Source organism: Streptomyces sp. NPDC001796, assembly GCF_042892355.1.
Taxonomy (GTDB): Bacteria; Actinomycetota; Actinomycetes; order Streptomycetales; family Streptomycetaceae; genus Streptomyces.
In genome coordinates, this window is record NZ_JBIAUC010000007.1 from 131,864 (window position 1) to 145,426 (window position 13,563).

General features: G+C 71.1%; 11 protein-coding genes, 1 tRNA gene and 1 pseudogene. 8 read left to right on the forward strand and 5 right to left on the reverse strand.

Features of this window, described 5'->3' with window-relative positions:
- The first annotated feature begins 183 nt into the window (after positions 1-183).
- The 3 genes from ACFYZE_RS16855 (at position 184) to ACFYZE_RS16865 (ending at position 2,387) form a co-directional block, all read left to right on the forward strand.
- Complete coding sequence (locus ACFYZE_RS16855) at positions 184-1,419, forward strand: helix-turn-helix domain-containing protein (protein ID WP_388993810.1); 1,236 nt, start codon at positions 184-186, stop codon at positions 1,417-1,419.
- Between the two features lie 165 nt (positions 1,420-1,584).
- Positions 1,585-2,187 carry an oligoribonuclease gene (gene orn, locus ACFYZE_RS16860; protein WP_388993813.1) on the forward strand — a complete coding sequence of 201 codons (603 nt, stop codon included), beginning with the start codon at positions 1,585-1,587 and terminating at the stop codon, positions 2,185-2,187.
- A 127-nt stretch (positions 2,188-2,314) separates the two neighbouring features.
- Positions 2,315-2,387 (forward strand) — tRNA-His (locus ACFYZE_RS16865).
- Between the two features lie 52 nt (positions 2,388-2,439).
- On the opposite strand, the pseudogene ACFYZE_RS16870 reads toward ACFYZE_RS16865, so the two are convergent.
- Positions 2,440-2,628: pseudogene (locus ACFYZE_RS16870) on the reverse strand (hypothetical protein); the annotation flags it as partial.
- Positions 2,629-2,726: 98 nt separating this feature from the next.
- On the reverse strand, positions 2,727-3,782 hold the full coding sequence (locus ACFYZE_RS16875) for a LacI family DNA-binding transcriptional regulator (RefSeq protein ID WP_388993816.1): 1,056 nt from the start codon (positions 3,780-3,782) through the stop codon (positions 2,727-2,729).
- 348 nt (positions 3,783-4,130) lie between these two features.
- Between ACFYZE_RS16875 and ACFYZE_RS16880 the strand changes: the two genes are divergently transcribed.
- The 4 genes from ACFYZE_RS16880 (at position 4,131) to ACFYZE_RS16895 (ending at position 9,026) form a co-directional block, all read left to right on the forward strand.
- Entirely contained in the window at positions 4,131-5,492 is a 1,362-nt protein-coding gene (locus tag ACFYZE_RS16880; protein WP_388993820.1) for an extracellular solute-binding protein, read from the forward strand.
- A 5-nt stretch (positions 5,493-5,497) separates the two neighbouring features.
- Positions 5,498-6,508: a carbohydrate ABC transporter permease gene (locus ACFYZE_RS16885; protein WP_388993823.1), complete on the forward strand. Its 1,011-nt coding sequence runs from the start codon at positions 5,498-5,500 to the stop codon at positions 6,506-6,508.
- A gap of 11 nt (positions 6,509-6,519) precedes the next feature.
- Positions 6,520-7,422: a carbohydrate ABC transporter permease gene (locus tag ACFYZE_RS16890; protein WP_388993826.1), complete on the forward strand. Its 903-nt coding sequence runs from the start codon at positions 6,520-6,522 to the stop codon at positions 7,420-7,422.
- A gap of 170 nt (positions 7,423-7,592) precedes the next feature.
- On the forward strand, positions 7,593-9,026 hold the full coding sequence (locus ACFYZE_RS16895; protein ID WP_388993829.1) for a GH1 family beta-glucosidase: 1,434 nt from the start codon (positions 7,593-7,595) through the stop codon (positions 9,024-9,026).
- A gap of 165 nt (positions 9,027-9,191) precedes the next feature.
- Here the strand turns inward: ACFYZE_RS16895 and ACFYZE_RS16900 are convergent, their stop codons facing one another.
- From ACFYZE_RS16900 to ACFYZE_RS16910, 3 genes are all read right to left on the reverse strand, one after another.
- Positions 9,192-10,655, reverse strand: coding sequence for a cellulose binding domain-containing protein (locus ACFYZE_RS16900; RefSeq protein ID WP_388993832.1), 1,464 nt, complete (start codon positions 10,653-10,655; stop codon positions 9,192-9,194).
- A 108-nt stretch (positions 10,656-10,763) separates the two neighbouring features.
- Complete coding sequence (locus ACFYZE_RS16905; RefSeq protein WP_388993834.1) at positions 10,764-12,161, reverse strand: sensor histidine kinase; 1,398 nt, start codon at positions 12,159-12,161, stop codon at positions 10,764-10,766.
- Positions 12,158-12,862, reverse strand: a complete 705-nt coding sequence (locus tag ACFYZE_RS16910; RefSeq protein ID WP_388993837.1) for a response regulator transcription factor — start codon at positions 12,860-12,862, stop codon at positions 12,158-12,160. The genes ACFYZE_RS16905 and ACFYZE_RS16910 overlap by 4 nt, the downstream gene beginning before the upstream one ends.
- A gap of 131 nt (positions 12,863-12,993) precedes the next feature.
- Here ACFYZE_RS16910 and ACFYZE_RS16915 point away from each other — a divergent pair, with 131 nt between their 5' ends.
- The gene (locus tag ACFYZE_RS16915; protein WP_388993840.1) at positions 12,994-13,506 is read left to right on the forward strand and encodes a hypothetical protein; all 513 of its coding nucleotides are present in this window, start codon (positions 12,994-12,996) and stop codon (positions 13,504-13,506) included.
- The last annotated feature ends 57 nt before the right edge of the window (positions 13,507-13,563 follow it).

The window sequence follows — 13,563 nt, forward strand, 5'->3', positions numbered from 1 at the left end:
AATGCTTCACGCCAAGTTGCCATGTCGACAATGTGCCGGATGGTGAACTGGTCACGCCGGCACCGCGCGACACAGTAGATTCGATCATGACTTTCTACGGCGGGGGACTCGTGCAGGACCGAGGGGAAACGTGCAGGAGCGACACAACCGAGGAGCCGCGACCACCGAGGGGGGCTTAGCAGGATGAGCCACGACTCAACTGCCGCGCCGGACGCCGCGGCCCGGAAGCTGTCCGGGCGACGCCGCAAGGAGATCGTCGCGGTGCTGCTGTTCAGCGGCGGCCCCATCTTTGAGAGTTCCATTCCGCTTTCGGTGTTCGGGATTGACCGCCAGGACGCCGGAGTGCCGCGCTACCGCCTGCTGGTGGCGGCCGGCGAGGAAGGCCCGCTGCGGACCACAGGGGGCCTGGAACTGACCGCGCCGTACGGGCTGGAGGCGATCTCGCGGGCGGGCACCGTCGTGGTGCCGGCCTGGCGGTCGATCACCTCTCCGCCGCCGGAGGAGGCGCTCGACGCGCTGCGCCGGGCGCACGAGGAGGGCGCCCGCATCGTGGGGCTGTGCACCGGCGCCTTCGTGCTGGCCGCCGCCGGGCTGCTGGACGGGCGGCCGGCCACCACGCACTGGATGTACGCACCGACGCTGGCCAAGCGCTATCCGTCCGTGCACGTCGACCCGCGCGAGCTGTTCGTGGACGACGGGGACGTCCTGACGTCGGCCGGTACGGCGGCCGGCATCGACCTGTGCCTCCACATCGTGCGCACGGACCACGGCAACGAGGCGGCGGGCGCGCTCGCCCGGCGCCTGGTGGTCCCGCCGCGCCGCAGCGGAGGCCAGGAGCGCTATCTCGACCGGTCTTTACCCGAGGAGATCGGCGCCGACCCGCTCGCGGAGGTCGTCGCCTGGGCACTGGAGCACCTCCACGAACAGTTCGACGTGGAGACGCTGGCGGCGCGCGCGTACATGAGCCGGCGGACGTTCGACCGGCGCTTCCGCTCGCTGACCGGCAGCGCGCCGCTGCAGTGGCTGATCACCCAGCGGGTGCTGCAGGCGCAGCGGCTGCTCGAGACCTCCGACTACTCGGTCGACGAGGTCGCCGGGCGCTGCGGCTTCCGCTCGCCGGTCGCGCTGCGCGGCCACTTCCGGCGCCAGCTCGGCTCGTCGCCCGCGGCCTACCGGGCCGCGTACCGGGCGCGCCGACCGCAGAGCGAGCGGCAGGCGGACGCCGAGAGCCCCGGCGGCCCGCCGGCGCCGCAGGCCGCGCAGGAGCCCGCCCAGGTCCCGATGCAGACCCGCCGGACGGCTGCGACGAACGGGCTCGGTCCCTCGGCGCCCCTGTCCACGGACCACCCGGGCAAGCACGTGCCCGAGCTGTACGCGGCGGGCCGCCCGAGCGTGCCCGGGCAGCGCAGCGCGCCGTAGCAGCACGGCCGTGCCGGCGCACCGGCGAGCACGGGGTCACCGGCGAGGACGGGCGGGCCGGGGGGTTGTACGACCCCTCCGGCCCGCCCGTCGCCGTATCCGCCCGTGCACAGGTCACATGCACGGGCGGTCCGCACGCCACGCCCGGGCCATAAGGTGGGACACATGAACGATCGCATGGTGTGGATCGACTGCGAGATGACCGGCCTCTCGCTGTCCGACGACGCGCTCATCGAGGTGGCCGCGCTGGTCACCGACTCCGAGCTGAACGTACTCGGCGAGGGTGTGGACATCGTGATCCGGCCGCCGGACGCGGCACTGGAAACGATGCCGGAGGTGGTGCGTCAGATGCACACCGCCTCGGGACTGCTCGACGAGCTGGCCGCCGGCACGACTCTCGCCGACGCCGAGGAGCAGGTCCTGAGCTACGTACGGGAGTGGGTCAAGGAACCGGGCAAGGCCCCCCTGTGCGGCAACTCCGTCGGCACGGACCGCGGCTTCCTGTCCCGCGACATGCCGACGCTGGAGGACTACCTGCACTACCGGATCGTGGACGTCAGCTCGATCAAGGAGCTGGCCCGGCGCTGGTACCCGCGGGCGTACTTCAACAGTCCGGAGAAGAACGGCAACCACCGGGCGCTGGCCGACATCCGCGAATCCATCGCCGAGCTGCGGTACTACCGCGAGGCGATCTTCGTACCGCAGCCGGGCCCCGACTCCGACACGGCACGCGCGATCGCGGCCAAGCACGTGCTGCCGGCTCGGTAGCGGCTCGGCGGGGCCCGACGGGGCGCCACGCCCGACGCCCGGGGAAACGCTGGCGCGAGCACCCCTTCGGACCCTGTACACTTTTTCTCGGCCGGTAGGGGAAACCACTGCGAAAACACCGGTCATGGTGGGTGTAGCTCAGCTGGTAGAGCACCTGGTTGTGGTCCAGGATGTCGCGGGTTCGAGTCCCGTCACTCACCCTCGGTAGTCAGCCGGTGGCCTGTGGGAGCAGGTCACCGGCTGATCTGCTTTTCGGGGTCCCCACTCGTGATCCGCCGAGCGGGGCGTGTCGAAACCCAGCACCTCGGAACCGCTGCCGATCCGTGCCGCCGCGTACCGCAGTCCCGGGAAGGACTCGCGTAGGACCGGGCCCACGGCCTCCTCGTACAGGATCGCGGACAGCTTCAGGCCGGGCATGAAACGGGCTTCGGAGGTCGCCATGACCTCACTGTGCCGGGCGCGTTCCCGCCGGGCCACCGGTTATCGGCGCTGGAGCCGCACGGCCCCGCGCGCCAGCGAGGGGGCCGACTTCGGCCGCGTCAGGACGAGTCCCGCGCCACCAGCTCCGTCGGCAGCACCACCTGCCGCCGGTCCAGTGTCCGGGAGGCCATCGGGCGGTGGTCCGCTATCTCGTCCAGGAGCAGGTCGATCATCGCCCGGCCCATCTCCTCGATCGGCTGGCGCACGCTCGTCAGCGGCGGGTCCATGTGGCGGGCGATCGCCGAGTCGTCGTACCCCACGAGCGCCACGTCGTCCGGGATACGACGCCCCGCCTCCCGCAGCACCTGGCGCGCACCCGCCGCCATCACGTCCGACTCCGCGAACACGGCGTCCAGGTCAGGGTGGCGCGCCAGCAGTTCCGTCATGGCGCGCCGGCCGCCCTCCTCGGTGAAGTCACCGGGCAGGATCAGGGCCTCGTCCACCGCACGGCCGGCGTCCCGCAGCGCGTCCCGGTAGCCGTCGATGCGCCGCTGGGCGCCGTACACGTCGAGGCGGCCGGTGATCGTGGCGATGCGGGCGCGGCCGCGGGCGATCAGGTGCTCGACCGCCGAGCGGCCGCCGCCGTAGTTGTCCGAGTCCACCGACGGCAGGGTCTCCGAGGCCGAGCGGGGGCCGCTGATCACCGCCGGGATCTCCAGCTGGGCGAGCAGGTCGGGCAGTGGGTCGTCCGCGTGGACGGAGACCAGCAGGACGCCGTCCACGCGGTGCGCCGCCAGGTACTGCGCCAGTCTGCGCCGCTCCCGGTCGCTGCCGGCGAAGATCAGCAGCAGCTGCATCTCGGTGTCCGACAGCGCGGACCCGACACCCGTCACCATGTCCGAGAAGTACGGCTCCGCGAAGAACCGCGTCTCCGGCTCGGGGACGACGAGCGCGATCGCGTCCGTACGGTTCGCGGCCAGCGCCCGGGCGGCGGTGTTCGGCACGTACCCCAGCTCCGCGACCGCCGCCTCGACGGCCGCGCGCGTCGCGTCGCTCACCCGGGGTGAGCCGTTGATCACCCGGGAGACCGTGCCGCGGCCCACGCCGGCCCGTGCCGCGACCTCCTCAAGAGTCGGCCGCCGGCCACTCCGGCCCCGCGTTCCGTGGCCTGTCATGGTCGCCTCCCGTCGCACCGCGCGTCGCGCGCCTGGCCTGGAATGTAACAGTCCCGTGCGGCTCCGCGACCGCCGCTGGGGCCGGCCGCCCGGGCCCCCGCGCCCCCGGGGCGGCTCTGCACGGCGGCCAGTTAACGTCCCGATAACTGAACGCGTCCGACACCGTCCGCTCCCTTGACACCCCCGCCCGGACCCACGACTCTTCAACACATCACTTGTGGGAGCGCTCCCACAGTACCTGTCCCATACACATCCCGCACGTTCCCCGCCCGAGCCGCAGCGACAAGACACGGGCCCAGCACAGAAGTTGGCCGGGGGGTCGGCACGTCAGGGCAACTGGAGGACGACATGCGAGCACGTACCCTCCCCCACTCTCGACTTCGCTCGAGCGGGGGGACCCCTATCGGCCACAAGGCGATAGCCCTCACGGCCGTCGTCGTGCTGGGCGCCGGGCTGCTGGCCGGCTGTGCCGACGACGGCGGAGACAAGTCCGGTTCGTCGTCGGACGGCGGCGGCAGCGGCAAGACCACGATCAGCCTCGGCCTTTTCGGCACCTTCGGCTTCAAGGAGGCCGGCCTCTACGCCGAGTACGAGAAGCTCCACCCCAACATCAAGATCACCGAGAACGTCACCGAGCGGAACGAGAACTACTACCCGGCGCTCGTCAACCACCTCACCACCGGCAGCGGTCTGCAGGACATCCAGGGCGTCGAGGTCGGAAACATAGCCGAGGTCGTCAGCACCCAGGCGGCCAAGCTCACGGACCTCTCCAAGGTCTCCGGCGTGAACAAGAGCGACTTCCTCGACTGGAAGTGGGCGCAGGCCACCACCAAGGACGGCCAGACGATCGGCCTCGGCACCGACGTCGGCCCGATGGCGGTCTGCTACCGCAAGGACCTCTTCCAGGCCGCCGGTCTGCCCACCGACCGCACGGAGGTCGGCAAGCTGTGGCAGGGCGACTGGAGCAAGCTCGTCAGCGTCGGCGAGCGCTACCAGAAGAAGGCGCCGCAGGGCACCACCTTCTGGGACTCCCCCGGCGGCCTGCTGAACGCTGTCCTCAGCAGTGAGAAGGAGAAGTTCTACGACTCCTCCGGCAAGGTCATCTACAAGACGAACCCGGCCGTCAAGGCCGCCTTCGACCTGACCGCGGACGCCGCCAAGAAGGGGCTGGTCGGCGCCCAGACGCAGTTCCAGCCGACCTGGGACCAGACGATCGCCAACGTGAAGTTCGCCGCGATGGCCTGCCCGCCGTGGATGCTCGGCTACATCAAGGGCAAGTCGAAGCCGGACGCCAAGGGCAAGTGGGACGTGGCCGTCGCGCCCAAGTCCGGCAACTGGGGCGGATCCTTCCTGACCGTGCCGAAGAACGGCAAGCACGTGAAGGAGGCCCAGGAGCTGGCCGCCTGGCTGACCGCGCCCGCGCAGCAGGCCAAGCTGTTCAGCGTCCAGGGCAGCTTCCCGAGCGCGCAGACCGCGTACAGCTCCCCCGAGGTCACCGGCGCCAAGAACGAGATGACCGGTGACGCACCGATCGGCACGATCTTCGCCGAGGCCGCCAAGTCCAGCCCGGTCCAGGTCATCGGCCCGAAGGACCAGATCATCCAGCAGGGTCTGACCGACAACGGCGTCATCCTCGTGACGAAGGGCAAGTCGGCCGAGGAGGCCTGGAACACGGCCACGAAGACCATCGACAACAACCTGGAGAAGTGACCGGCATGGCCACCCGGCACGACACCGCCGCGCCCCCCGCGAAGGAGGGGGGCGCGGCCCCGGGCCGCCCGCCCGCCGTACCCACGGAGGCGGAGCAGCGGCGCCGCGCACGACTCTCCCGGCGCTGGCAGCGGGACCTCCGCTGGAGCCCGTACGCGTTCGTCTCGCCGTTCTTCCTGCTCTTCATCGCCTTCGGCCTGTTCCCGCTGGTCTACACGGCCTGGGCCTCGCTGCACACGGTGGAGCTGACGGCGCCCACCGACATGGAGTGGGCGGGGCTGCGCAACTACACCCGGATCTTCGACGACGACTTCTTCTGGAACGCGGCGAAGAACACCCTGACCATCGGGATCATCTCGACCGTCCCGCAGCTCCTGATGGCGATGGGCCTGGCGCACATCCTCAACTACAAGCTGCGCGCCTCGACCTTCTACCGGGTCGTGATGCTCGCGCCGTACGCGACCTCGATCGCGGCCGCCTCGCTGGTGTTCGTGCTGCTCTTCGGGCGCGACTACGGCATGATCAACTGGGCGCTGCACTTCGTGGGGATCGACGCCATCGACTGGCAGAACGACAAGTGGCCCTCACAGATGGCCGTCTCGTCGATCGTCATCTGGCGCTGGACGGGCTACAACGCGCTGATCTACCTGGCGGCGATGCAGGCCATCCCGCAGGACCTGTACGAGTCGGCGGCCCTGGACGGTGCCAACCGCTGGCAGCAGTTCTTCCACGTCACGCTGCCCCAGCTGCGGCCGACGATCCTGTTCACGGTCGTCGTGTCGACGATCGGCGCCAGCCAGGTCTTCGGCGAGCCGCTGCTGTTCGACGCGAACAAGGGCGCGTCGGGCGGCGCCGAGCACCAGTTCCAGACGCTGGGTCTGTACCTGTACGAGCAGGGCTGGGTGAACCAGCACCTGGGCCGGGCCTCCGCCATCGCCTGGACGATGTTCCTGATCCTCATCGTGATCGGGATCGTCAACTACGTCATCTCGCGCCGGTTGCGCGCCAGCAGTTAGGAGAACCGGCCGTGACGACGACCCTGACGAGGCCCGAGGAGAAGACCCGGGAGGCCAAACGCGTACGGCGGCCCAAGGCCGCGCGCGCCGGCGGGCAGCTCCACGCCGGTCCCGTGGCATACGCCATTCTGATCCTGTTCAGCATCGGCTCGCTGCTCCCGCTGGTGTGGACGGCGATCGCCGCCTCCCGCAACAACAACCGGCTCGCGCAGACGCCCCCGCCCTTCTGGTTCGGGTCGAACCTGTTCAACAACCTGGAGATCGCCTGGAACGACGCCAATCTGGGCAAGGCGTTCTTCAACACCACGTTCGTGGCGGGGGTTTCGGCGGCGACGATAGTCTTCCTGTCGACGATCGCCGGGTTCGCCTTCGCCAAACTGCGCTTCAAGGGCAAGGGCGCCCTGATGCTGATCGTCATCGGCACGATGATGGTCCCGCCGCAGCTGAGCGTGATCCCGCTGTACATGATGGTCGCCAAGCTGGACTGGACCGACCAGTTGCAGGCTGTGATCCTGCCGTCGCTGGTGAGCGCGTTCGGGGTGTTCTTCATGCGGCAGTACCTGATCCAGGCGCTGCCGGACGAGATCATCGAGGCTGCCCGTATGGATGGCGCGAGCAGCTGGCGCGTGGTGTGGCACGTCGTGTTCCCGGCGGCCCGCCCCGCGATGGCCGTCCTGGGCATGCTGATGTTCGTGCAGACCTGGAACGACTTCCTGTGGCCGTTCCTGGTCCTGACCCAGAACGGCAACCCGACCGTGCAGGTCGCGATCGCGGGCCTGGGCCGCGGCTACACCCCCGACCAGTCGCTGATCATGGCGGGCGCGCTGCTCGGCACCTTGCCGCTGCTGCTGGTCTTCGCGATCTTCGGCAAGCAGATCGTGGGCGGCATCATGCAGGGCGCGGTCAAGGGCTGACGCCCATCCGCCGCCGTCGCCCATCCGCCGCGGATGCCCATCCGCCGTGGATGCCCGACCGCCGTACAGGGGCCGGATCACCGCCGCTCCGGCCCCTTCCCTCTCCCCTCCTCCTTCCCTCCCCTTCCCCCAACTCATCGGTCTTCACGACCTCTTATGGGAGCGCTTCCATGTCTGAGTCCGCACAGTCGGCACCCCCGGTGACCTTTCCTCCCGCCTTCCTCTGGGGCGCCGCGACCTCCGCGTACCAGATCGAGGGGGCGGTGCGGGAGGACGGCCGCACCCCCTCCATCTGGGACACCTTCAGCCATACGCCGGGCAGGACGGCCGGCGGCGAGACCGGTGACATCGCTGTCGACCACTACCACCGCTACCGCGAGGACGTGGCGCTGATGGCCGGGCTGGGCCTGAACGCGTACCGCTTCTCGATCTCCTGGTCGCGCGTGCAGCCCACCGGCCGGGGCCCGGCGGTCCAGCGGGGTCTGGACTTCTACCGCCGCCTGGTCGACGAACTCCTCGCGCACGGCATCCGGCCGGCGATCACCCTCTACCACTGGGACCTCCCCCAGGAGCTGGAGGACGCGGGCGGCTGGCCGGAGCGGGACACGGCGTACCGGTTCGCCGAGTACGCGCGGATCGTGGGCGAGGCCCTCGGCGACCGCGTGGAGCAGTGGATCACCCTGAACGAGCCGTGGTGCAGCGCCTTCCTGGGCTATGGCTCCGGGGTGCACGCCCCGGGCCGTACCGACCCGGCGGCGTCGCTGCGCGCGGCCCACCACCTGAACCTGGCCCACGGCCTCGGCGCCTCCGCCCTGCGGTCCGTGATGCCGGCCCGCAACGCGGTGGCGGTCAGCCTCAACTCCTCCGTCGTGCGCACGGTCTCGCAGGACCCTGCGGATCTGGCGGCCGGCCAGAAGATCGACGACCTGGCGAACGGCGTCTTCCACGGCCCGATGCTGCACGGCGCGTACCCGGAAACCCTGCTGGCGGCCACGTCGTCGGTCACGGACTGGTCCTGCGTCCGCGACGGCGACCTGGAGACGATCCACCAGCCGCTGGACGCGCTGGGTCTGAACTACTACACGCCGACGCTCGTCTCGGCGGCCGAGGAGCAGGCGAGCGGCCCGCGTCCGGACGGCCACGGCGCCAGCGCCCACTCGCCCTGGCCGGGCGCGGACGACGTGGCCTTCCACCAGACCCCGGGCGAGCGCACCGAGATGGGCTGGACGATCGACCCGACCGGGCTGCACGAGCTGATCATGCGCTACACGCGGGAAGCGCCGGGCCTGCCGCTGTACGTGACGGAGAACGGCGCGGCCTACGACGACAAGCCGGACCCGGACGGCCGCGTCCACGACCCGGAGCGGATCGCCTACCTGCACGGGCACCTGGCGGCGGTGCGCCGGGCCATCACGGACGGCGCGGACGTGCGGGGCTACTTCCTGTGGTCCCTGATGGACAACTTCGAGTGGGCTTACGGCTACGGGAAGCGCTTCGGGGCGGTGTACGTGGACTACACGACCCTGGAGCGGACGCCGAAGTCCAGCGCGCACTGGTACGCCCGGGCGGCGCGGACCGGGGAGCTGCCGCCGCTGGAGGACTGACCGGCGGGGCCAGGGGTTCGGGGCGCGGCACAGGAGGGAGGTGCCGCGCCCCGGCGGTTCGCCGTGCCGCCCGAAGCCTGTCGCGACGGGGCTTCGTCGCGTGGCCCACCGCCCCAGGGTTTGGTCGCGCTTGAGGATCAGGCGGTGGCACCGTACGGAACGGGCCTAGTTGTAGGCGGCGAACGCCTTGGAGAACGCGAACCTGTCCTGGGTGATCGAGCTGCACGTCGGGTCCGCCGTCGGCTTGGGGCCGCCGTCGCACTGCTTGTCGCGTGCGGCCGACCACATCGACAGCCAGCCGAGGCCCTTGGACCTGGCGAAAGCCACCAGTTGGGTGGCGTCGTCGACCTTGAAGGTCTCGGAGGAGACGTCGTTGACGCCGATCATCGGGGTGACCGCGACCGTCTTCCAGGCCGCGCTGTCGGTCAGGCCCAGCACGCTCTTGATCTGCGCCTGCGTCGCGGTCGCCGCCTGCTCGGCGTAGGTGCCCATGTCGCCGCTGTACGCGGGGCCGTAGTCCATCGCCATGATGTTGACGGTGGAGATCTTCACGCCGTTGGACTTGGCGTCGGCGAGGAGGTTCACTCCGTCCTGGGTCAGGCCCTCCGGCATGACCGGCAGCGTGAACGACACGTCCAGTCCGGGGTGTTGCTTCTGCAGCTTGGCGATGGCCTGGGCGCGGCGGGTGTTCGCGGCCGTGTTCGGCAGCGCGCCGCCCTCGACGTCGAAGTCGACCTTGGTGAGTTTGTAGGCGTCCACGGCCTTCGCGTACGCCGCCGCCAGCGTGTCCGCCGAGGAGCAGGTCGTGGCAAGTTCCGAGCCGGAGGCGCCGCCGAAGGAGACCCGGACGTCGCCGCCCTTGGCGCGCAGGGCGCCGATCTGCGCGGCCACCGCGTCGTTGCCGAGGTCGGAGACGCCGCCCCACTTGGGGGTGCAGCCGCCGCCGTCGGTCACGAACGCCAGGTTGTAGTTCTTCACACCGGTCGCGTCGGCCGCGGCGACCAGGTCGAAGGCCGGATAGAGGGACGTGTCGACGTACGGGGAGAAGCCGGCGTTCGTGGTGGATCCGGTGCCGGTGCCGCCTCCGGTGGTCTGCGTGGCGGTGGGCGACGGGGTGGCGGTCGAAGGCGGGGTCGGCGCAGGGGTGGGGGGCTGGGTCGGGGACTGGGTCGGGCGGCCGCTCGGCTGCGGGGTCGCGCCGTCGTCGGCGGAACACCTCGCGCCGTCGATGAGACAGCCCGTCGGGTCGCCGGAGCCGCTCACGACGAAGCCGACGGTCACCGACTCGCCCGCCGCGAGGCCGTCCTTGTCCCATGACGGCGGCTTCACGGTGACGTGCTGTCCGCTCACCGCCGGCGTGCCGTCCCACAGCGAGCTGAGCTTCGCACCCGAGGGCAGGTCGAACTGCAGCGTCCAGTCGGCCTTGGCCTGGCCGCTGTCGTTCGTGATCACGTACTGCGCGGTGTAGCCCGTCGACCAGGTGCTGGTCTTCGTGTACGCCGCGCCGACGCCGGCGGCGTGCGCGGTGCCGGTGACCACCAGAGCGCCACCACCGACCACGACGGCGGCGACCGTGCCGCCGATCGCCTTGTTCCTGCCGCTGATCCCGCGCCGGTGCGCCTTGCTCATCGTGTGCCTGCCTTCGCTGGTACGAGGGGTGGATGCGGCAGCACGCTAGCGAGCCGGTAAGGGGCAAAACGCCTGACCCGGGCGGGCGTTGAGGACCTTAGGGTGCGCTTAAGGAAGGGATCGGGGGCGGTTAAAGGTAGAGACCAATATGCGGCGGCGGCTGCGGCGTACGCGGTGGCCTCGCCGTATCGGGGCCCGTCCGTCCAGCTGGAACCAGATCCGCACCTCTGCGCCGCCCAGCACCGAGGAGCCGATCCGTACGTCGCCGCCGGTCGACTCGGCGAGCCGGCGCACGATGTCCAGGCCGAGGCCCGTCGAGCCGTCACTGCCCGAGCCTCGGCCGCGGGCCATCGCCGCCTGCGGGTCCGGTATCCCGGGCCCGGCGTCGGACACCAGCACGATCACCGCGTCCTCGGCGTTGTGCACGTCGACCGCGAACGCCGTGCCCTCCGGGGTGTGCCGGAAGACGTTGCCGAGCAGGGCGTCCAGCGCGGCGGCGAGGTCGGAGCGGGCGACGGGTATGCGGACCGGACGGTCGGCCCCGGCCACCCGCCACTTGCGGCCCTCGTCCTCGGCGAGCGCCGACCAGAACTCCATCCGCTCGCGCACCACCTCCGCCGCGTCGCACCCGGCGCCCGGTCCGGCCGCCGCGGTCTGCGGCTTGGCCTCGCGGGCCGTACGGATGATCGTGTCCACCTCGCGCTCCAGCTGCGCCACCGCCTGACGGGTCTGCTCGGCGGCCGGCCCTTCGCCGAGCGAGGCCGCGTTCAGCCGCAGCACGGTCAGCGGCGTCCGCAGGCGGTGGGACAGGTCGGCCGCCAGCTCCCGCTCGTTCGCGAGGAGTTGTACGACCTGGTCGGCCATCGAGTTGAACGCGACGGCCGCCGCGCGCAGTTCGGCCGGCCCGTCCTCGGGGACACGCGCCCCGAGCTGCCCCTCTCCCAGCTCGTGCGCGCCCTCGGCCAGGCGCCGCGCGGGCCGCACCATCCGCACGCCGAGCCGGTCGGCGACCGCCACCGAGCCGATGATCAGCGCCACGCCGACCGCGGCGAGCACCGCCCAGGCCGTGCCGACTCCGTGCGTCACCTCGGACTCGGGCACGTAGACCTCGATGACGGCGATCGCCCCGGAGCTGAGAGCGGTGGGCTGGAGCAGCGTGGAGCCCCCCGGGACCTCGGTGGTGGAGGCACGTCCGAGCCGGCGGGTGGCCGCGATGTCCTTGGCGGCGGCGCGTCGGCGGCCGATGTCGACCGCCTTCGTGCCCTCCCCCGCCGGGATGTGCACCGCTATTCCCTCGTCGGAGCCCGCCGAGGCGACGACCCGCTCCAGCTGGTCCCGGTCGGTGGTGATGGACAGCGCGGGCGCGATCGCGGCGGCCTGCCGCTCGGCGCCGGCGAAGGCCCGGTCGCGCGCCATCTCCTTGACGACCAGCCCGAGCGGGACCGCGAAGGCGACCACCACCATCGTGGTCACCGCCAGACACACCTTGACCAGTGCCCACCTCATGGCAGCGGCTCCGGATGAGGCGGCTCCAGCTTCACGCCGACTCCGCGCAGGGTGTGCAGATAGCGGGGCCTGGCGGCCGTCTCACCCAACTTCCTCCTGAGCCAGGAGAGATGCACGTCAATGGTCTGGTCGTCGCCGTACGACTGTCGCCAGACCTCCGCGAGCAGTTCCCTGCGCGGCACGACGACGCCGGGACGTCCGGCGAGGAAGGCGAGCAGATCGAACTCACGGCGAGTCAGGTCGAGCGGCACCCCGTCCAGTTCGGCGTGGCGGCGCAACGGGTCGATGGCGAGGCCGCCGACCCGGATGACGGTCGGGGAGGCGGTGTCGGCCGCGGCTGTGCGGGTGCGGCGCAGCACCGCCGCGATCCGGGCCGAGAGGTGCTCGACCGAGAACGGCTTGGTCAGGTAGTCGTCCGCGCCCGCGTTGAGCAGGCGGACGATCTCCGTCTCGTCGTCGCGTGCCGTGGCGATGATGACGGGGACGTCCGTGATGCCGCGCAGCATCTTCAGCGCCTCGGAGCCGTCCAGGTCGGGCAGCCCGAGGTCGAGGATGACGACGTCGAAGGGGACGTGCGCGACCTCGCGCAGCGCCTCCAGCGCGGTGCCGACGCTGCGCACGGTGTGTCCGGCCTCCGTCAGATGCCTGATGAGCGCCGAGCGTACGAACTGGTCGTCCTCGACCACGAGCACACTTGCCATGGGCGGCACCGTACGCCATGCGGGCCGGGCCGTTCGGGGGCTGTGGACAACTCCCCACGCCGCAAGGGAAGAAACGGAACTGTGTGCGATCCGTGAGACACCCGTGGGGCTGGTGAGGCAGTATGGCCGGGATGTTGAGAGGTCTCCTGCACGTACTGGCGTGGACGCTGGCCACCGGAGCGGCGGCCACGTTGTCGTGGTGGGGTGTCCACACGGTGCTGGCGGGCACCGCGTACGACCCGCCGCGCGCCCTGCCCGTCACCGCGGGCGGGGCGACCACGCAGGAGTCGAGGCCGCTCGCTCCCTCGACGCGGCGGCCGGCCCCGTCGAAGAGCCCGTCGCCGACGCCGAGCACGACGAGCCCGCGGCCGACGCCCTCCAAGTCCCGCGCCACGAAGCCCGGCCCGTCCACCACCGCTTCCGGCCAGGTCAAGAGCTACGACACCGCCGGCGGTCGCGCGGTCTTCGACCTCGGCGCCACCTCGGCGACGCTCGTGTCGGCCACCCCCGGCACCGGCTGGTCGATGCAGGTCTGGAAGACGGAGACCTGGATCCGCGTGGAGTTCGCGTTCGGTGCCGACCGGGTGTCGGTGTTCTGCACCTGGCACGACGGTCCGCCCCATGTGGAGATCGGGAACTACTAGGGCCCGTCCTTCGCAGGCGGCGGGCTCGGTGTGTTCAGTGAAGGAGCTCGGTGTGTT